This is a genomic window from Corynebacterium efficiens YS-314 (assembly GCF_000011305.1).
Lineage (GTDB): Bacteria > Actinomycetota > Actinomycetes > Mycobacteriales > Mycobacteriaceae > Corynebacterium > Corynebacterium efficiens.
Map to the genome: position 1 here is coordinate 2,996,069 of NC_004369.1, position 19,371 is coordinate 3,015,439.

Here is a 19,371-nt window from a genome sequence, read left to right on the forward strand (position 1 = left end):
CGAGTCGGACCGGGGTTGTTTTGTGCGCCGGGATGCTTATCGACGCAGGATACCCCCGCCCAACCGGGGTAGTGTTTCCGCATATGAACCTAACGCGTAATGACAGGCTGGATCGTCTGCCTGTCACCTCAAAACACAGGAAGCTCCTCGGCGGTTCAGGGATCGGCTGGGCGCTGGACGCCATGGACGTGGGACTGATCTCCTTCATCATGGCCGCGCTGGTCACCCACTGGGATCTGTCCCCCACCGAGGCATCCCTCCTCGGCTCCATCGGTTTCGTCGGCATGGCCCTGGGCGCCACCTTCGGCGGTCTGCTCGCCGACAAGGTGGGACGCCGGCAGGTGTTCGCCCTGTCCCTGCTCGTCTACGGCCTGGCCACCGGGGCCTCGGCACTGTCCGTCTCCCTCGTCATGCTCATGGCGCTGCGGTTTGTCGTCGGGCTCGGCCTGGGTGCGGAACTCCCGGTGGCCTCCACGCTCATCTCCGAGTTCTCCCCCCGCCGCATCCGTGGTCGCATGGTGGTCATCCTCGAGGCCTTCTGGGCACTGGGGTGGATCATGGCCGCGATCATCGGCACCTTTGTGGTCACCATCGGCGAGAACGGATGGCGGTGGGCACTGGCCCTGGGTTGTGTGCCCGCCGCCTACGCCATCTATGTCCGCCTCGGCCTGCCGGAATCGGTCCGCTTCCTGGAGAGCAAGGGCCGTCACGAGGAGGCGGAGGCCATCGTGGTCTCCTTCGAGGAACAGGCCGTTCGGGAGGGCAAACCTCTCACGGACAGCCTCCCGGAGAGCCGCGATGTGGAGGTCGAGGGATCGGAATCGATCTGGGCAAAGAACCTGCGCAGGCGCACGGCCGCACTGTGGGTGGTGTGGTTCTGCATCAACCTGTCGTACTACGGGGCCTTCATCTGGATCCCGTCACTGCTGGTAGCCGATGGTTTCACCCTGGTCAGGTCATTCCAGTTCACGCTGATCATCACCCTGGCCCAGTTACCGGGTTATGCGGCTGCCGCGTGGCTCATTGAGAAGTGGGGTCGCAGGGCGACGCTCTCGACCTTCCTGGCCGGTTCCGCGGTATCCGCCGCCATGTACGGCATGGCTGATGCGGAATGGCAGATCCTCGTTGCAGGCTGCCTTCTGTCATTCTTCAACCTGGGCGCATGGGGTGCCCTCTACGCCATCGGGCCGGAATTGTATCCGACGGATGTGCGAGGCACCGGCACAGGTGCTGCCGCAGGTTTCGGACGCATCGCGTCCATCATCGCACCGTTGATTGTCCCACCCGTGATCAGCCTGGGTGGCCCGGTGCTGCTGTTCGCGCTGTTCGCCTCAGCGTTCGCGCTTGCTGCCGTGGCGGCGTTTACGCTGCCTGAGCAGAAGGGTAAAGCCCTGGCTGATTAGCGGAGGTGACGTCGCGCCACCAGGATTTCAGCTGGCCCACCACACCGCGGTTCTCGCGGGCGGCGAAATCCTCGATGTTGCGCGGCAGGTTCGCGATCACCGTGGCGTCGCCCTTACGGGCGACCACGATGTCATCGCGCAGCTGCACGGTATCAGGGTTGAATGCTCTTGATGTCATCTGCTGCCTTCCTTAATATCTCGATGATCTTCTCTTCATTACCTTCGGGAGCTGCCTTGAGCAGCTCCCTGATTTTGTAGTACTCGCTCCGGATGTTGTGGATTCCGGATTCCCGTGACGCGGGGTCGCGGTATGCGTCGAGAATGCCGGACCACGTCGCTTCGTTCTCGGCGACGCGTTGTGCGCCCTGCCCGGTCAGACGGGCCATCTTCCTGCCGGATTCGGTGCTGATGGTGATCAGCTGTTCATCCTCCAGCATGGACAGGGTCGGGTAGATGGCCCCCGGGCTGGGGGTCCAGTTACCGTCGGTGCGCTCGGTGATGGTCGTGATGATCTGATAACCGTGCATGGGTTCCGAGCTCAACAGCCACAGGATGGCATGGCGCAGATCCCCACGGCCGGCACGGCCACCGCGGCCACGGCCCGGACGACGTCCCGGGGTGCCGGAACCGTGACCCTGATGGTCACGGCGTGGATGCCGGCGTCCGGGTAGACACTCTCGATAGGTTTCACTATTGAATTGTGAAGTGTTGAGCTGCGACTGGAAGCGCATGTCCGTATCCCTTTCCCCGGCCCGGCGAGACCACCGGACTAGTGAGAAGTTAACGATATATCTCAACTTATCGCTATGTCAACGATACAGCCATAATAAGCGATATGTGCTGGTCAGGCTAGGTCGCTAAGGCTTGCCAAACATAGATTAGGCTAGGGTTAGTGACCGTAACAGGCGTGCCCGGAGGGAGTAATCGGGGCCACAGGCGTCGACAAGCACACCCCCGGGAACGCGAAAACGGTGACCGTTACCGGTCACCGTTCTCATAAGCTGGACTTCTTAGTGAAGCCTTATCCGCGTGCCATGTCCACAAAACGCGAGTAGTGGAGCTGATGCGCCACCTGCACGGTGTCGATCGGACCACCGCGGTGCTTCGCCAGGATGATATCCGCCTCGCCCGCACGCTCATCATCCTTGTCCTGGGAGTCGGGACGGTAGAGCAACATGACGATATCGGCATCCTGCTCCAGGGAACCCGACTCACGCAGATCGGCGAGCTGCGGGCGCTTATCCGTACGGGACTCCGGCCCACGGTTGAGCTGGGAGATGGCGATCAGGGGCACATCCAGCTCCTTCGCCAGCAGCTTGAGCTGACGGGAGAACTCCGACACCTCCTGCTGACGCGACTCCACCCGCTTACCCGAGCTCATCAGCTGAAGGTAATCCACCACGATGAGCTTGAGGTCATGCTTCTGCTTGAGCTTGCGGGCCTTGGAACGGATCTCCATCATGGTCAGGTTCGCGGAATCATCGATGAACAACGGTGCCTTGGCCACCTTGTCCAGGCGCTGGACCATCTTCTCCCACGCCTCCTCATCCATCCGGCCGCCACGCATGTCCGACAGCCGGATCTCCGTCTCCGCGGACAGCAGACGCATGACGATCTCCGACTTCGACATCTCCAGGGAGAAGATGACCGAGGCCATGTCATTGCGGATCGAGGCCGAGCGCATGAAATCCAGGGCCAGCGTGGACTTACCCACACCCGGACGCGCCGCGACGATGACCATCTGGCCACCACGCAGACCGTTGGTCAGGTCATCCAGATCCTTGAAACCGGTCGGGATACCCGCCGCCAGGCCTCCATCGGTGGACAGCTGCTCCAGTTCCTCCATGGTGTCACCCAGGATGTCGGCCAGCACCGCATAATCCTCGGTCTGGTTCTTCTGGGAGACAGCGAAGACCTCCTGCTGGGCACGGTCGATGACCGCATCGATCTCTGCTCCGTCATCACCTTCATAACCGAGCTGCACCACACGCGTCCCGGCATCAACAAGCCGGCGCAGCACCGCCTTCTCGGAGACGATCTCCGCGTAGTAACGGGCGTTGGCCGCGGTCGGCACCGACTGAATGAGGGTGTGCAGATACGCACCACCACCGACACGCTCCAGATCATTGGTGCGATCCAGACGGCCCGAGACGATCACCGGGTCGATGTCCTTGTTATCACTGAACAGATCAATGATCGCCTGGAAGATCAGCTGGTGCGCCGGGCGGTAGAAATCATCCGGGGTCAGGACATCCAGGATGTCAATGACCGTGTTGGGACTGAGCAGCATCGCGCCCAGCACACCCATCTCGGCATCATTGTCATAGGGCGGGGACCGGAAATCCCGGTACTCCCGCGAACCGGTCTCACGGTCCCGACCCCCCCGGCCCGGGCCCCGGTTGAAGGACCTGCCATCTCGGCCGGCACCACCGTCCCGACTACCCCGGTTGAAACCACCGCCGGATCCCGCCCCGGGCATGGTGGCGAAATCCACATCCGCGAAGGCGGGTGTGGGAAAGTCCGTATTCTCCGGTGCCACATCATCACCCGGCTCCGGTGGGGGAACAAAGTCATCGTCGAAACTGGCTGATACATCAGCTGACATCGCTGATCCCCTTTCTCTTAGCCTGCTTAACTTTAGTGTTTTTCGGAGCTCCAGTCATTTCCCCGGAGCCCTGTTGAAATCTCATCCGCTGGTGTTTGTGAGCTACCACTCCGGACCCCGGATACCTACCGGCTGCACGGTTTCCCACAGGATTTATCCACAAAACAACGGGTTAACGGTGGTTGTCGTTCCCCCAGTTTTCCCCAATTTCCCCGAGTTACCCACATTCAGCCACCCAGCCTGTGGATAACTTGTGGACAACTCCGTGTCACGAGTGAGGAAAACCACTCTTTCCGCAGCTCAGTGCGGAGTGTCGCCCTGTGGATAAGTGGGGAGATGCAGTGGATAACTCCCTCTACCTGCGCTTATCCGAGTTCGAAAACCCATTCACCATGGCTGTGCAGGGGTTTTCACATCCGCTAACAACGGGTGAACTATCCACAATTGTCTACAGTTATCCACAGGCTCGGGATAACGTCGTCACACCCTCGTTCCGGGTCTCCGGAAAGACTGCCGGAAAGACTGCCGGGAAGGCCCGGTGAGAGGCCTGCGGAGGCGGATTTGCATGGGCGGCAAAGGTGCGTCGACAAGCTCTGGCAAGCTCCGGCAAGCGATCCGTGGCGGGCGACCCCCGCGCCGGCCGGTAGAAAGATTTCAGCCCCACACCTGCTGTTTGGTGTGGGGCTGAAAAATGCTGTTGTCGTTGGGTGCTCACCTCAAGGGGAGGGGCACCGCCGTCGCATGCGCGTTGTCGTTACGCGGCGACGACCTCAAACTTCACGCGGGACACGATGCCTTCGTGAATCTTTGCTTCTACCTGGTACTTGCCGGTGGTCTTGACCAGGTTCTTCGGGAGAACGATGGCACGCTTGTCCAGGTTCGGGCCGCCGGCTGCCTTGACTGCGTCGACGATGTCGTCAGCCTTGACAGAACCGAACAGCTTACCGCTCTCGGAGGTGCGGACTGCAACCTTGACGCCCTCGAGGGCCTCCAGCTGAGCCTTGACTTCGCGAGCGTGGTCGAGGTCGCGGATTGCGCGAGCCTCCTGGGCACGCTTGATGCCCTCGATCTGCTTCTCAGCGCCCGGGGTAGCCGGAATGGCCAGGCCACGCGGGAGCAGCAGGTTACGTCCGTAGCCGTCCTTGACCTCGACGATGTCGCCAGCGACACCGAGGTTCTCAACGGCGGCGGTGAGGATCAGCTTCATGATCCCTGCCTTTCGTGGTTTTTAAAGTGTGATGTTGGAAAAGAAGAAAAGTTTAGAACGGCGGCTCATCGTCCGCGCCACCGAATCCACCGCTGCCGGCGGGTGGTGCGGAATTCCAGGGATCATTGTCCGGGGCTGCAGCCTGATTGCCGCCACCACCGAAGCCACCCTGGTTGAAGTTGTTACCGGACTGACCCTGGTTGCCGCCGGGGTTTCCACCCTGGCCACCACCGAAACCGCCCTGGTTGCCCTGCTGTCCGCCGAAACCACCGGTGTTCTGACCGAATCCACCCTGACCGCCGCCGGGGTTACCACCCTGGTTGCCGCCCTGGCCTCCGAAGCCACCACCCTGGTTGCCGCCGAAGCCGCCCTGACCGCCACCACGTGGAATACGGGTGACCTCAGCCTTGGCGTACTTCAGGGAAGGTCCGACATCGTCGACCTCCACCTCGAAGATGGTGCGCTTCTCACCCTCGCGGGTTTCGTAAGAGCGCTGACGGAGACGGCCCTGCACGATGACGCGCATGCCCTTCGTCAGTGATTCAGCCACATTCTCAGCGGCTTCGCGCCAGACATTGCAGGTGAGGAACAGGCCTTCTCCATCTTCCCACTGGTTGGTCGTCCGGTTGAACGTCCTGGGGGTGGAGGCGATACGGAAGTTAGCGACTGCTGCACCCGATGGGGTGAAGCGCAACTCCGGGTCGGCAACCAGGTTGCCCACGACGGTGATGTTTGTATCTCCCTGTGCCATGTCCTTCAACTACCTCTCTAGAGCTTTGTAGCGTTCTTTACTTGTCGAGTCGCAGAACCTTGGTGCGCAGGACACCATCGTTCAGGTTCAGAACACGATCGAGCTCGAGCACGGTTGCAGACTCGCACTTGAGATCGATGACGGCGTAGATGCCCTCTTCCTTCTTGTTGATCGGGTAGGCCAGACGGCGCTTGCCCCAGACATCAACCTTCACAACATCGCCCTTGTCCTTGCGGACAACCTCGAGGAACTTATCCAGGGACGGGGCAACGGTGCGCTCATCCTGAGAAGGATCGAGAATGATCATGAGTTCGTATTGACGCACGGACCTCATCACCTCCTATGGTCTAGTAATTGTTTTCGGCCACGCCCTTGTGGCGTAGCAGGAGGGTCGTTGCGTCAGCAACCTATTCAAGGTACACCAGCACACTCCGAATGTCGATTCCCCATCATGGGAAATCCGGGTGACCTGCACGACACCCGGGACCATCCCGGTGGGGGACGTTGTGCACCCCGTGATACCGAGTGGTCCGGCATGCCCGACGCCCTCGGGGAACTGCCTCAGGGAGTCTGCCTCTCACTTGGCCTGTTACTTGGCCTGGACTGGATGCTGCACGCCACCGGTGGTCATACCGGCGAGTGTCAGCGCAGAAACCGCCAGGATTCCCGAGAAGGAGGATGAAGTGTTCACGTGGGCCTATCCTTTCGCCATATTCGCTTGCGATGTGGTCCTACTCACTCAACGACCACAACGGCGCCGTGGTTCCCGACGGTTCCGGGCAGCCCTCGATTTCATTCAACGCCCCCAATCGATGCCCACAATCGGTGCCCGTCTCGATGCCCACCTCGATGCCCTCAACGGCCCGGCGCGCCTTCAGGACAGTGTGGTGCCCCAGAAAACGGCTATGCCCACCGGGATGACGGTGATGAGCACGATGGCGATGGTGAACAATGTCCAGATCAGGCGTTGGGGCTTTTTGTACATGAAACTGGCGAACGCCCCGCCGAAGAACAGGAAACCCACAAAAACGCTTGCCATGGTGATGATCAGAACGGTGTCGTTCACTAATTTTCCTTTAACGCTTCTCGACGCTCCGCCGGCCGCTTTCCGGCCAGCGTGAACGTATCCGTGTCCCCGAACACCCCGACGAGGGGGTCCTTCCCGCCATGCGCATCCAGGACAGGATCGGGGATGCGTCCCATCATCTGGCGGATAACCATGACGACCATGGCGATGATGAATCCGTCGCGGGTGATCAGGACGATGTCCAGCAGACCGCTCGGGATCCCCATGTTCTCGGTACCCAGCATGTGCCACATCAGTATCGGCCATACCATGGCATCCACCACCATCCAGGGGAAGAGGAGTCGCCAGCGGGGGAGTGCGAGCACCGCCAGGGGCACGAGCCAGAGGGAGTACTGGGGGCTCCAGACCTTGTTGACGAGTAGGAAGGCGGCGACGATGAGGAAGGCGAGTTCCGCCACCCGGGGGCGTCGCTGCACCTTGAGGCCGAAGATGGCGATGGCCAGACAGGCGGCCGCGAATAACAGGAAACTGACGGTGTTGAGACCCTCGGGATCGTTGATCGGGAACGGGAGATTACGGTCGAGGATCTGGTAGATGGTGGTCCATTCCGCACCACGGGTCTGGTTGAGGCGGATGAACTCGTACCAGGCGGAGGGGTAGGCGATCATCACGGGGATGTTGACCACGAGCCAGGTCACCACGGCAGCGCCGAGCATGGAGGAGAACTCCCTGAGCTTCCCGCTGCGCACACCCAGCACGAGGAAGGCGCCGAGCAGGTAGAGGGGCCACAGTTTGAAGGCGGTACCCAGGCCGATGAGCACTCCGGCCCAGACCGGGTTGCCGCGTTTGACCGCGAGCAAGGCGCCGACGACCGCGGCGATGGAGGGGGTGTCCCAGTTGGTGAACGCGTGGACCGCGACCAGGGGGGAGGCTGCCACCAGGACCGTGTCCCACACCCGGTTGCCGGTCAGTTCCACCATCATGCGGATGACCAGCACCCAGAAGAACGCCAGTCCCAGGGCGGAGATGATGAAGTAGAAAGCGGCCTCGGGGAGGGAGTTGAAGGGCAGGGTCTCCACAAGCGGGTAGAGGAACCGGGTGATGATGGAGGCGATCCATTGGAAAATACCTCCCAGTACCGGATATTCCATATACCGGGTGAGGTCGCCCTCCTGCCAGGAGTAGGCATAGGGGAAACCGGGGGAATCCAGTCCACGTGCGCCGTACAGGGGGACGATGTCGTTGTAACAGGCGGAGGTGTACTGGCGGTTGCCGGACCAGTTCAGGCTGAGGGTCCCATCGTCTCCCCGTCCGCCCTGGATGCAGTTGGCCTTGGTGAGGAAACCCACGGCCAGGAAGACCAGGGAGGTGGTGATCAACACCCGGAGTGGGGTCCAGAAACGCTGGGTGCCCACCTTCGCGAAACGGCCGAGCCGACCTCCGATGGCGTTGATGAAATCGTTGGCAACGATTTCCGTGTCAGCCGGTGACACCCGGTCTGTGATCACCTTCTGGTCCATCGAGGTCGGCTCCTTGTATGTGGCGTTACTCCCGGCCCCGGGTGGGCGGAGTCTGCCTGCGATTCTAACCCAGGTTGAGCAGGTCTCCCGGGATAACGATGCCCGGCGCGAGCTCAATGTCACCGGTGTCCTCAGCTGGGGCCTCGGGGGCTGGTGCCTCCGGTGCCGGCGCATCCCCCGTCGCGGGTGCCTGGTCAGAACCCTCAGGTGTGGCAGGGGAGGTGGTGCCGGTTCCATCACCGGTGCCACCGGTGCCCGTGCCGGTTCCTGTTCCGCTGCCGGAGGATGGGGCGGAGGGGGCCCAGTAATTGTAGGACGGGGCGTTACCGTAGCCCAGTGGACGGGCGGTGGGGAACTCCTCGATGTCCTCGTCCTCCAGGGCGGTGTCCATGGTGTCCTTCCAGATCACGGACGGGGCGAGGGAACCGTACATATTGCCGCCCCATTCGTTGAACAGGGGAGTATTCTCCACGGTTCCCACCCAGACGGCGGTGGCCAGCTGCGGGGTCGCACCGACCATCCAGGCATCCTTGTTGTACCCCGTGTCACCCAGCTGGGTGGTGCCGGTCTTGGCTGCCGACGGACGACCACCCGCAAGGTTGTTGTAGTTGGAGTAGGCGGCGATCGGGGCCATGGCATCGAGGAGGTTGGTCATGACCTTCTCGGAGGCCCGGCGCTCACCTTCGCTCTTCTCAGCCTCGTACAGGACCTCACCTGACCGGGTCTCCACCCTCTCCACGAAGTGCGGGCGGTGCCAGATACCCACGTTGGCGATGGTGGCCATGGCGGATGCCATGTCGATGGGGCGGGAGGAGTACTGCCCGAGGATGATGCCCTCGTAGGGGGTCTCACCGTTTTCCGTGAGGGTCTTCGGGATACCCGGCAGGGAACGGGCCACACCCAGTGCGTGAGCCATGTCGGCGGTGTCCTGTGGGCCGTTCTCGAGATCCTGCTGCAGACGGATGAAGCTGGTGTTGTAGGAGTGCTTCAGTGCCTCCTCGATGGAGCAGTAGCCACAGCCGGAACCGTTGACGTTGCTGATGGTCGCATTTCCGGAGGTCACCGGGTCGGAGCTGTACCCCTGGGACAGTGGGATGCCCTGCTGCAGTGCGGCGGCGAGACCGAAGATCTTGAAGGTGGAACCGGTCTGGAGTGGGGAGTTGGCGTAATCCCAGCCTGCGGCGTCTTCACCACCGTAGTAGGCACGGACGGCGCCGTTGTCCGGGTCGATGGAGACCACCGCCGCGCGGACCTCTTCGCCGTGGGTCTCATACTGCTTGTGCACCGCGTCGACGGCACCCTGCTGGGCCACCGGGTCGATGGTGGTGGTGATCTGCAGGCCACGGTTTTGCACGTCCTGCTCGGTGATACCCACCGAGGCCAGTTCCGCCATCACATTGTTCTTGATCAGTCCGTTGGTGCCGGTGGCCTCGGTGTAGGCACGGTTGAGGGAGGGGTCGGTGGTTTCCGGGTACTGCGCCTGCGCACGGTACTCAGGCGTGATGGCACCGATTTCCACCATGCCGTCCAGGACGTAGTTCCAGCGTGCTTCAGCTGCCTCACGGTTGGTCCACGGTTCCAGGGCACTCGGCAGCTGGATGCTGGCAGCCAGAACGGCACCCTCCTCGGGGGAGAGTTCGCTGACGGGCTTGCCGAAGTAGGCGTGGGCGGCTGCCTGGACTCCGTAGGCGTTGCGGCCGAAGTATACGGTGTTCAGGTAGGCCTGCAGCACCTCATCCTTGGACCACTCATTAGCCATCTTGGCGGAGTAGACCAGTTCCTTGGCCTTGCGGATGACGGAACGCTCGTCACCGACCACCGCCTTCTTCACATACTGCTGGGTGATGGTGGAGCCACCACCGGCGGAGGAATCACCGGTGATCACACCCAGTGCGGCACGGGCGTAGCCGGTGATGGAGAAACCCGGGTTGGTGTAGAATTCCCGGTCTTCTGCTGCCATGACCGCGTTACGCACCGATTCCGGTACCTCATCCAGACTCACCATCTGACGGTTGCCCTCGGGCGGGACGATCCGCGCCAGTTCGGTTTCGCCGTCGGCGGCGTAGATCTGGGATACCTGCGGAGTGACAAGTTCCTCAGGCTCCGGCACGTCCACCACGATGTACGCGGTCATGAAGACCAGCGCCGGGATCGCGATCATCGCGATGAGAACACCGATGATGCTGTTGCGCAGGGTGTGACCGTTCTTGGCCCGTCGTTTCCCGGTGGCGGGCCTGGCCGGGGATTTGTTGTTGTTCGTCAACTGATATGTCCGTTCAATCAGATCAAGTGGTTATCTGAGGGGGTCGGTGTAGAGGATACTGCCCTGTCGGGTGTTCACCGGAATCTGAGAATCACCTGGCTGAGGCGGTTTCCGCCTTGAGCAGGTGATTCCATTTACAGTCCGGGCACACCTCGACGGTATGGACGGTGCATTCCCGCCCATTGTCCACCAATTTCCCTATTTCCTCTTCGTTGCGGGCGGATCCGGAGGCTTTCCCGATCTGCTCGCCGTAGACCCACAACACGATGCGCAGGTTGTCGCCCCCGCAGACCGGGCAGGGGTAATCCGCGGGCTCACCGTGGTAGTTACCGGCAGTGACGAGGAGGAAATCGGCATCGCAGATTGCGTCTCTGGACACCTGTCCCTCCCGGAACTGCCGGAGCACATGCCTCCTGGCCCACTGGTGACTGATCTCATTTCGATAATTCACCACAGGGGCAAGTGTAGACCCGGCAGGGTCGAAAGAAATAGGAACGAGAGGCAGACCATCATCATCCGTGAGGGTGTGCCCGGCCCACAGCACAGATACCGGGAAAACTACAGCACTGTAATTTATGCAGTTAGTTTTAGGTACAGAAAAGAATCCGGTTAATCGCTAAGCTGCATAACATGACTGACGTTACCCCCGAGGAGCTCGCCGCCCGAGTGCGACCTGCACTGACCAAGCTGTATGTCCTCTATTTCCGTCGATCCGCAAACTCCGACCTGTCCGGGCCGCAACTGACCATTCTCAGTCGCCTGGCTGAACACGGGCCATCACGCATCAGCAGGATCGCAGAATTGGAGGACATCCGTATGCCCACGGCCTCCAATGCGCTCCACCACCTGGAGCAGCTCAAGCTCGTCGAGCGCATCCGTGACACAAAGGACCGTCGTGGTGTCCAGGTTCAGCTCACCGACCATGGTGCCCGGGAACTGGAACGGGTGAACAAGGAACGTGATGCCCAGATGGCGGAGATGCTGAAGCTGCTACCGCAGGAGAAGCTGGAGCGGACCGGGGAGCTGGTCGATATCATTACCGAGCTCGCTGAGGTGTACGGTAACTGGAGAGAGCCAGCCAGCTCCTCCTAAAGTTTCTGCAACCCAACCCCGGAAGTTAATGAACACCACCCTGCGTGTACTCGTATCCTGCCGCCCGGAGAATGATCCTGATGGAAATCCCGGTGAACAAAACGCCGCTGTCTTCGAGTTCGCCGCGTGGCTGTCACGCACCACTGATATCAGGGTCAGGGGCGTAACCACATTCACCCGCCCGTGGCCGTCATCGTCTGTCAGCAAGCTGGGTGGCAAATACAAGAAGTGGTTCCAGAATCTGGAATCCAGATACGAAACACGCACCATCAAGGCGTTGAAACGCGCCGATGTGGATAAATCCCATTGGGATGCAACGGTGTCGACCTTCGCCGACGGCCCCTCGGAGTCGGTGCTGTTGACCCACGCCGCGGAGGAATTCAACGCTGATCTGATTCTGCTCGGATCCGATGCCACGGCCCCGAAGGGGCGTTTCCTCGCCGGGTCCACCGCCGATGCGCTTCTGCACTCCTCGCCGGTGCCCCTCGGGCTGGTCCCCCGGGGCGTGAAGTTGTCCAAGAAGGGTGTCACCCGCGTCAACTACGCCTTCACCAGCGAAAATGGGAATGCACATGACCGGGGTCTGATGTACGCGGCGGAGCTGGCCTCCGACTGGGGTGTGCCACTGCGCATCCTGTCCTTCTCCTCTGCGGGTATCGCAGACGGTTCCGCCTCCGACAGTCTCGATCTGCCGTCGCTGTTATCCAGTAAATGGCGGGAGCATTCCCTGGCCATGCTCGACAGTGCCCGCGATGAGGTCCTGTCCATCCACTCCTCCCTGGTGGTGACCAGTGAGATCGGTTCCGGCTGGGGATGGAACGGCGCCATCAATGCCCTCAAATGGAAGAAGGGTGATCTGTTGTGTCTGGGTTCGCGGCGGGCGGATACCATCTCGCGGGTCTTTGTCGGCACCGAGACCATGGAGATCATCCGGAATTCCCCGGTCCCCACCATCATCTACCCGGGTCAGTAACGCGATACTAGCCCGCCAGCGGAGTTGGGACTAACGTCTTGTCCTAACAGGAGGACATCCCCATGAGTAAGAAAAAGAAGAATCCGCTCAACCCGGATCACCCGGAGAATGTGTTCAGCGAGGAAGCTGACTACGCCAATCTCCGGCCCACCTTTGCCAATGACTTCTCGGATGTGAACAGGATCCCCGATCCCGTCGAGCAGCAGCGCAAGAATGAGCAGTCATCCCGACAGGCCCTGATCTACCTGGCGGCGGTACCGATCGTGACATTCGTTTCCGCCTTCCTGTTGGCGTGGGTGTCACGGATGATGGGTGGGCCGCTGTGTGATGCCGGGGAGGCTGCGTGGATCTGTTCCCGCTCGGCCCAGCTGTGGTGGCCGATCTCCACCACCATGATCGCCTTCGGCGGCATGCTCGGTTGCGCGTGGATTCTCTATGACAAGTACCGCAACTACATCCGGTGGCGTGCCTGGATGGGTGTGCTGTGGGTCCTGATCCCCTTCAGCATGCTGTGGGCCACCTCGGTGCTGCCCATGGCGATCCTGGGTGACTAACCCCCTCCTGACCCACAGGTAAGAGAGAGACCCGGGGGAATCCAGTTGGATTCCCCCGGGTCTTTGTCATGCGCACCACCGGTGCAGCGGGTCAGGGCTCCAGGGAGTCGAGCACAACCTCGAACTCGAGCAGGGTGGCGCCGCTGGCGACGGGCTTGCGCTCGCCACCGTGAGCCCCGTGCGAACCGTGGGCACCCCCACCGTGCGTACCCGAGGCCTTCTCGGCATCGCGCCAGGCGTTGTAGGATTCCTCGTCGGCCCAGCGGGTGACCACGAAGTAGCGGTCTTCACCGGCGACGGGGCGTAGCAGCTGGAAGCCCTCGAAACCCGGCTGGGAATCGATCGCCTGTTTACGGGCGGCGAAGCGCTTCTCCAGCTCGGGGCCGGCTCCCTCGGGGACGGAAATTGCATTGATCTTCACGATGCTCATGCCCTGTAACCTACCGGAAACCGCGCCGCGTAGCCCCGGTTTCACACCACTACTGCGTCACCAGTGGGTCGACCCCGCGGGCGGCGAGATCCGCGGCGATCTCGACGCAGTCATCCTGGCCGCAGTGACGGGTTTCCACATTGGCGTAGCAGTCCGGGCACATGAGCACGAGCTGACGGCACTCGTCCTCGTTGACGCAGTGTTCGAATTTGTTGGTGGGGGTATCGCAGTGGATGCAGTGGCCGAGGCGTTTGTAGTCCTCGCCGAACTCCATGTGCATGCGCTTGTCGAAGACGTAGAGGGAACCCTCCCACAGACCCTGGTTGCCGAACTTCTCGCCGTAGCGGACGATGCCGCCATCGATCTGGTAGACCTCCTGGAAACCACGGTTGATCATCAGGGAACTGAGGATCTCACAGCGGATGCCACCGGTGCAGTAGGTCACCACCGGTTTGTCCTTCAGATCGTCATATTTGCCGGATTCGATCTCCTTGATGAAGTCATGGGTGGTGTTGACGTCGGGCACCACGGCATCACGGAACTTGCCGATCTGCGCCTCCATGGCGTTTCGGCCATCGAAGAAGACCACCTCGTCACCGCGCTCCTCGACGAGCTGGTTCACCTCCTCCGGCTTGAGGTGGACACCGCCGCCGATGATGCCGTTCTCATCCACCTTGATCTCATTGGGCGCTCCGAAGGCCACGATCTCATCGCGGACCTTGACGGACAGCTTGGGGAAGTCCTCCGCCCCGCCCTCGGACCACTTGAATTCCATCTTGGCGAAACCGGGGTATTCGCGGGTTTTCCGGATGTAGGCCTTGCAGTCGTTGATGTCGCCACCGACGGTGCCGTTGATGCCGTGTTCAGAGATGAGGATGCGCCCGCGGAGGTTCAGGGATTCGCACAGATCACGCTGCCAGAGCTGAACCGCCTTCGGGTCGGACAGGGGGGTGAAGGCGTAGTAGAGGAGAATTTTTCCGATAGACACGGGTTAAATTCTACTGCCCGGTAGCAGTTCCCACGAAAACGCCGGGATCCCACGGCGGGGAGAGCGCCGGGGCCACTCACCCGCGAACGGGGGAATACTTGATCGATCAACTGAACCTCTTGATCGATAATGTTCGCGCCCGGATCCCACATCTGCGGTATGTGAACGTAGCGTCGATGGTTATGCGGCCATAGCCGCCTTTCGATTTAAGGAGAATTGAAGACTATGAGTGATTCCACCATCCGGGTCGCCATCGCCGGCGTCGGCAACTGTGCGACCTCCCTCATCCAGGGTGTGGAGTACTACCGTGACGCCGCTGCGGATGAAAAGGTCCCCGGCCTCATGCATGTGCAGTTCGGCGACTACCACGTCGGCGATCTCGAGTTCGTGGCAGCCTTCGATGTCGATGCGGAGAAGGTCGGTGTGGATCTCGCGGACGCCACCGAGGCATCCCAGAACTGCACCATCAAGATCGCTGATGTCCCGACCACCGGTGTGACCGTCCAGCGCGGCCCGACACTGGATGGCCTGGGGGAGCACTACCGTGCCACCATCGAGGAATCCACCGCCGAGCCTGTCGATGTCGTCCAGGTGCTCAAGGATGCCCGCGTGGATGTCCTGGTCTCCTACCTCCCGGTCGGTTCCGAGGAGGCGGACAAGTTCTACGCCCAGGCGGCCCTGGATGCCGGCTGTGGTTTCGTCAACGCCCTGCCCGTCTTCATCGCCTCCGATCCGGAGTGGGCTCAGAAGTTCACCGACGCCGGTCTGCCCATCGTCGGCGATGACATCAAGTCGCAGGTCGGTGCCACCATCACCCACCGTGTGCTAGCCCGTCTCTTCGAGGAGCGCGGTGTCCGCGTCGACCGCACCATGCAGCTGAACGTGGGCGGCAACATGGACTTCAAGAACATGCTCGACCGCAACCGTCTGGAGTCCAAGAAGATCTCCAAGACCCAGGCCGTGACCTCCAACCTGAAGGAGGGCCCGCTGGCGGGCAAGGTGGAGGACCGCAACGTCCACATCGGCCCATCCGACCACGTCGAGTGGCTCGATGACCGCAAGTGGGCCTATGTGCGCCTGGAGGGCACCGCCTTCGGTGGTGTACCCCTGAACCTGGAGTACAAACTCGAGGTGTGGGACTCCCCGAACTCGGCAGGCATCATCATCGACGCGATCCGCGCCTGCAAGATCGCCCTGGACCGTGGCATCGGCGGACCGGTCATGCCGGCGTCGTCCTACCTGATGAAGTCCCCGCCGGAGCAGCTTGACGACGATGAGGCCCGCGACCGCCTGGAGACCTTCATCCAGGGGTAGGCCCCGTCAGCGCTTACGGTAGAGCGCCTTACGCTGGTACTTCGGTTCCGAGGTGACCAGCACTCCGAGGTTGCGGAAGATCCCCTCATCCACCGATCCCAGGATGGTGGTGGTGTGGACATCGCAACCCCGGAGATTTTTCAATTGATCCAGTGCCCGGCGCGCATTGTCGGAGGCCGCCGCGGAGACCGACAGGGCGATGAGCACCTCATCGGTGTGCAGTCGGGGATTGCGGGAGCCGAGGTGTTCGGTCTTGAGGGTCTGGATCGGTTCGATGGACTCCGGTGAGAGCAGATCGATCGAGGGGTCGATCCCGGCGAGTTCCTTGAGGGCGTTGAGCAGCATCGCTGCGGAGCAGCCCAGGAGGGCGGAGGTCTTGCCGGTGACGATCCGGCCGTCGTCAAGCAGGATGGCCGAGGCGGGCGCACCGGTCTCCGACTCCAGCTCGAGGGCGCGCGCCACCACGGTGCGGTCCTCGACCGAGCAGCCGGCCTTGCTCATGACGATGGCGATCCGCGAGGAGACGGTGTCGTCGAGTTCGTCGCGGCGCTCGTCGACAAGCGCCTTGAAATAACGGCGCACGATCTCCTGGCGGGCGGCCTCCCGGCACACCTCGTCGTCGGCGATGGCGCTGCCGACCATGTTGACGCCCATGTCGGTGGGGGACTGGTAGGGGGAGGAGCCGCTGAGCATCTCCAGCATGGTCTTCAGCAGCGGGAAGACCTCGACATCGCGGTTGTAGCTGGTGGCCTTCTCCCCGTAGGCGGTGAGGTGGAAGGGGTCGATGACGTTGATGTCGTCGAGGTCCGCGGTGGCAGCCTCATAGGCGAGGTTGACCGGGTGCTCGAGCGGCAGGTCCCAGATGGGGAAGGTCTCGAACTTGGCATAGCCCGAGGAGATGCCACGCTGGTGATCGCCGTAGATCTGGCTGAGGCAGGTGGCGAGCTTGCCGGAACCGGGGCCCGGCGCGGTGACCACCACGAGGTTGCGGGTGGTCTCCACATACTCATTGCGGCCGAAACCCTCCTCGCTGACGATCCGGCGGGCATCGGTGGGGTAGCCGGGGATGACGCGGTGGCGGGCGACCTTGATGCCCAGGCGTTCCAGGCGCTGGATGAACTGCATGGCCTGGTAGTTGTCGTCCTCCAGCTGGGTGAGCACAACGTGTTCGGTGAGGAACCCGGCCTCGCGGAAGACGTCGATCAGCCGCAGGACATCATCCTCGTAGGAGATGTCGAGGTCCGCGCGGGTCTTGTTGCGCTGCAGGTCCTTGGCGTTGATGGTCACCAGGATCTCCAGCTCGTCCTTGAGCTGCTCCAGCATGGCGATCTTGTTGTCCGGGGTGAAACCGGGCAGCACCCGGGAGGCGTGCAGGTCATCGAAGAGCTTGCCGCCCATCTCCAGATACAGCTTGCCACCGATCTGCTCGCGCCTCTCGTTGATGTGCTGCGACTGCATCCTGACGTAGAGGTCACGGTCGAATCCGGTGCGCATTGCGTCTACTCCCCAGTTGGATCTGCTTGTTATCTTGACGCCTCGACTTTACCCCTGAGCCCCTCAACACGGACATCCACTCACGGGAGCTGCCGGGATGAGGTGCCGGAGGATGTCCGGTGGTGCGCTCAGGGGTGCGCAGGGAGCGTGACGACGAAAAAACGCCGACCCCCAGCGTGCGGGGATCGGCGTTGCCGGCGTCAGGGGAGGCGGTTACCGCGTGATGTCACCGGAACCGTCATCGAGGTGTGCGCGCATGAACCACTGGAACTTCTCCAGCTCGGCGGCCTGGGCGATGTAGATGTCCTCGGTGACGGGGTCAACGTCACCGGCCTGGGCGAGAGATTCGCGCAGACGCTCGAGCACCTGGACGTACACCTTGTCCAGGGCCGCGAGGTGGTCGAGGGTGGTGCCGCGGTTCATCTCGTACTGGAGCGGGGTGCGGTTGTCCACGTGGCCGGCCGGGGTGCCGATCGGCTCGCCACCGAGGGTGGAGATGCGCTCTGCGACCTCATCGGCGTATCCGCGGACGAGGTCAACCTGGGGGTCGAGCATCTCGTGGACGGCGATGAAGTTGGGGCCGACGACATTCCAGTGGACGTGCTTGAGGATGAGGTGGAGATCGTTGTAATCGGTGAGACGCTCCTGCAGTCCATCAATAAGCTGCTTGGCGTCGGTGTCATTGATTCCTGGGACTGTGTAGTTACTCATGCCACCCATTATACTAAGAATTTATAAATTGTCACTGAATCTTATCCTAAACTAATTAATCACAGGTGGGGCTAGATTCGACGGGGACGCACACGGCCTACCGCAGCAGCGGTGCCGGGCACCCAGCGTCGGGGACAGTATCCACCATCCCCCCACGGCCCCTCATTCCCCCTCATTTTCCCGGGGGCATCGGCACTGGATAGGGTGGAATCCATGCCTGAAGGACATGTCATCCACCGTCTCGCCGGGGAGCTCACCCAGAGGTTCGGGAACTCCGGCCTGGGGCCTGCGCTCGACATTACCTCCCCCCAGGGACGCTTCGCCAGGGAAGCGGCGATCGTGGACCAGAGCCGGCTGCTGCGCGCCGATGCCCACGGCAAGCATCTGTTCATCGACTTCGACGTGGATCACCCCGAGCACATCATCTACATCCACCTGGGCCTGATCGGCACCCTCCAGTTCGAACCGGCGGGGGAGACGCGCGGGCAGATCCGCCTGCACATCTCCGACGGCGCGGTGGCCGCCAACCTGCGTGGCCCGCAGTGGTGTCGCCTCATCACCGATGAGGAACGTGATATCGCCATCGGTAAACTCGGTGCCGACCCCATCCGTGACGATGCCGACCCGGAGCCCATCCGGCGCAGGGTGCAGCGCTCGGGACGCAGCATCGGCTCCCTGCTCATGGACCAGAAACTCTTCGCCGGGGTGGGCAACATCTACCGCGCCGAGACCCTCTTCCGCCTGGGCATCTCACCATTCACCCCCGGCCGGGAGATCACCGACGCGCAGTTCACCTCCATCTGGACCGACCTGGTGGGTCTGATGAAGGAGGGCGTGACCGCCGGACGCATCGACACCGTGCGCCACGAACACACCCCGGAGGTCATGGGCCGCGCGCCCCGCAAGGACGATCACGGCGGTGAGGTCTACACCTACCGCCGCACCGGGCAGCCGTGCTACCTGTGTGGCACCCCGATCCGGGATCAGGTGATGGAGGGCCGCAACCTCTTCTGGTGTCCGGAGTGCCAGCGGTAGGTGG

General features: G+C 62.1%; 21 protein-coding genes. 6 read left to right on the forward strand and 15 right to left on the reverse strand.

The genetic code is table 11. From position 1 onward, the window contains the following. The first annotated feature begins 83 nt into the window (after window positions 1-83). Window positions 84-1,403 (forward strand): MFS transporter, encoded by a 1,320-nt coding sequence (locus tag CE_RS13885; RefSeq protein WP_006768832.1) that lies wholly within the window; start codon window positions 84-86, stop codon window positions 1,401-1,403. Here CE_RS13885 and CE_RS15045 read toward each other — a convergent pair. The 11 genes from CE_RS15045 to CE_RS13930 all read right to left on the reverse strand — a co-directional run bounded on the left by CE_RS15045 (window position 1,363) and on the right by CE_RS13930 (window position 11,230). After that, window positions 1,363-1,581 (reverse strand): hypothetical protein, encoded by a 219-nt coding sequence (locus tag CE_RS15045; protein ID WP_006768831.1) that lies wholly within the window; start codon window positions 1,579-1,581, stop codon window positions 1,363-1,365. The genes CE_RS13885 and CE_RS15045 overlap by 41 nt on opposite strands. Next, window positions 1,556-1,945: a PadR family transcriptional regulator gene (locus CE_RS13890; RefSeq protein ID WP_231295090.1), complete on the reverse strand. Its 390-nt coding sequence runs from the start codon at window positions 1,943-1,945 to the stop codon at window positions 1,556-1,558. The genes CE_RS15045 and CE_RS13890 overlap by 26 nt, the downstream gene beginning before the upstream one ends. Next, window positions 1,942-2,094 (reverse strand): hypothetical protein, encoded by a 153-nt coding sequence (locus CE_RS15700; protein WP_231295088.1) that lies wholly within the window; start codon window positions 2,092-2,094, stop codon window positions 1,942-1,944. Before CE_RS15700 ends, CE_RS13890 begins: the two co-directional genes overlap by 4 nt. 330 nt (window positions 2,095-2,424) lie before the next feature. Further along, window positions 2,425-4,008 carry a replicative DNA helicase gene (dnaB, locus tag CE_RS13895; protein ID WP_006768828.1) on the reverse strand — a complete coding sequence of 528 codons (1,584 nt, stop codon included), beginning with the start codon at window positions 4,006-4,008 and terminating at the stop codon, window positions 2,425-2,427. 754 nt (window positions 4,009-4,762) lie between these two features. Continuing rightward, complete coding sequence (gene rplI / locus CE_RS13900) at window positions 4,763-5,215, reverse strand: 50S ribosomal protein L9 (RefSeq protein ID WP_006768826.1); 453 nt, start codon at window positions 5,213-5,215, stop codon at window positions 4,763-4,765. A gap of 52 nt (window positions 5,216-5,267) precedes the next feature. Continuing rightward, window positions 5,268-5,966, reverse strand: coding sequence for a single-stranded DNA-binding protein (locus tag CE_RS13905; protein WP_006768825.1), 699 nt, complete (start codon window positions 5,964-5,966; stop codon window positions 5,268-5,270). Window positions 5,967-6,003: 37 nt separating this feature from the next. Beyond that, window positions 6,004-6,291 carry a 30S ribosomal protein S6 gene (rpsF, locus tag CE_RS13910; RefSeq protein WP_011076098.1) on the reverse strand — a complete coding sequence of 96 codons (288 nt, stop codon included), beginning with the start codon at window positions 6,289-6,291 and terminating at the stop codon, window positions 6,004-6,006. A gap of 549 nt (window positions 6,292-6,840) precedes the next feature. Further along, window positions 6,841-7,032, reverse strand: a complete 192-nt coding sequence (locus tag CE_RS13915; protein ID WP_006768823.1) for a hypothetical protein — start codon at window positions 7,030-7,032, stop codon at window positions 6,841-6,843. Further along, on the reverse strand, window positions 7,032-8,513 hold the full coding sequence (locus tag CE_RS13920) for a glycosyltransferase family 87 protein (RefSeq protein WP_006768822.1): 1,482 nt from the start codon (window positions 8,511-8,513) through the stop codon (window positions 7,032-7,034). Before CE_RS13920 ends, CE_RS13915 begins: the two co-directional genes overlap by 1 nt. 64 nt (window positions 8,514-8,577) lie before the next feature. Continuing rightward, complete coding sequence (locus CE_RS13925; protein ID WP_006768821.1) at window positions 8,578-10,776, reverse strand: transglycosylase domain-containing protein; 2,199 nt, start codon at window positions 10,774-10,776, stop codon at window positions 8,578-8,580. Window positions 10,777-10,867: 91 nt separating this feature from the next. Then, on the reverse strand, window positions 10,868-11,230 hold the full coding sequence (locus CE_RS13930) for a DUF5318 family protein (RefSeq protein ID WP_035109217.1): 363 nt from the start codon (window positions 11,228-11,230) through the stop codon (window positions 10,868-10,870). A gap of 176 nt (window positions 11,231-11,406) precedes the next feature. On the opposite strand from CE_RS13930, the gene CE_RS13935 reads away from it, so the two are divergent. From CE_RS13935 to CE_RS13945, 3 genes are all read left to right on the forward strand, one after another. Then, window positions 11,407-11,868, forward strand: coding sequence for a MarR family winged helix-turn-helix transcriptional regulator (locus tag CE_RS13935; RefSeq protein ID WP_006768819.1), 462 nt, complete (start codon window positions 11,407-11,409; stop codon window positions 11,866-11,868). A gap of 28 nt (window positions 11,869-11,896) precedes the next feature. Next, a complete protein-coding gene (locus tag CE_RS13940; RefSeq protein WP_006768818.1) occupies window positions 11,897-12,841 on the forward strand; it encodes a universal stress protein in 945 nt (314 codons plus the stop codon). A gap of 62 nt (window positions 12,842-12,903) precedes the next feature. Beyond that, window positions 12,904-13,395: a hypothetical protein gene (locus tag CE_RS13945; protein WP_006768817.1), complete on the forward strand. Its 492-nt coding sequence runs from the start codon at window positions 12,904-12,906 to the stop codon at window positions 13,393-13,395. 91 nt (window positions 13,396-13,486) lie between these two features. On the opposite strand, the gene CE_RS13950 is transcribed toward CE_RS13945, so the two are convergent. Both CE_RS13950 and CE_RS13955 read right to left on the reverse strand, forming a co-directional pair. Continuing rightward, window positions 13,487-13,825, reverse strand: a complete 339-nt coding sequence (locus tag CE_RS13950) for an antibiotic biosynthesis monooxygenase family protein (protein WP_006768816.1) — start codon at window positions 13,823-13,825, stop codon at window positions 13,487-13,489. 49 nt (window positions 13,826-13,874) lie between these two features. Beyond that, the gene (locus tag CE_RS13955) at window positions 13,875-14,813 is read right to left on the reverse strand and encodes a rhodanese-related sulfurtransferase (protein ID WP_006768815.1); all 939 of its coding nucleotides are present in this window, start codon (window positions 14,811-14,813) and stop codon (window positions 13,875-13,877) included. 225 nt (window positions 14,814-15,038) lie between these two features. On the opposite strand from CE_RS13955, the gene CE_RS13960 reads away from it, so the two are divergent. Beyond that, a complete protein-coding gene (locus tag CE_RS13960; protein ID WP_006768814.1) occupies window positions 15,039-16,127 on the forward strand; it encodes an inositol-3-phosphate synthase in 1,089 nt (362 codons plus the stop codon). A 6-nt stretch (window positions 16,128-16,133) separates the two neighbouring features. Here CE_RS13960 and CE_RS13965 read toward each other — a convergent pair whose 3' ends face one another. Both CE_RS13965 and dps read right to left on the reverse strand, forming a co-directional pair. Beyond that, window positions 16,134-17,621 (reverse strand): DUF1846 domain-containing protein, encoded by a 1,488-nt coding sequence (locus CE_RS13965; RefSeq protein WP_006768813.1) that lies wholly within the window; start codon window positions 17,619-17,621, stop codon window positions 16,134-16,136. A gap of 213 nt (window positions 17,622-17,834) precedes the next feature. Next, window positions 17,835-18,332, reverse strand: coding sequence for a DNA starvation/stationary phase protection protein Dps (gene dps, locus CE_RS13970; RefSeq protein ID WP_035109215.1), 498 nt, complete (start codon window positions 18,330-18,332; stop codon window positions 17,835-17,837). 213 nt (window positions 18,333-18,545) lie between these two features. On the opposite strand from dps, the gene CE_RS13975 reads away from it, so the two are divergent. Beyond that, window positions 18,546-19,367, forward strand: a complete 822-nt coding sequence (locus tag CE_RS13975; RefSeq protein WP_006768811.1) for an Fpg/Nei family DNA glycosylase — start codon at window positions 18,546-18,548, stop codon at window positions 19,365-19,367. Window positions 19,368-19,371: the final 4 nt, after the last annotated feature.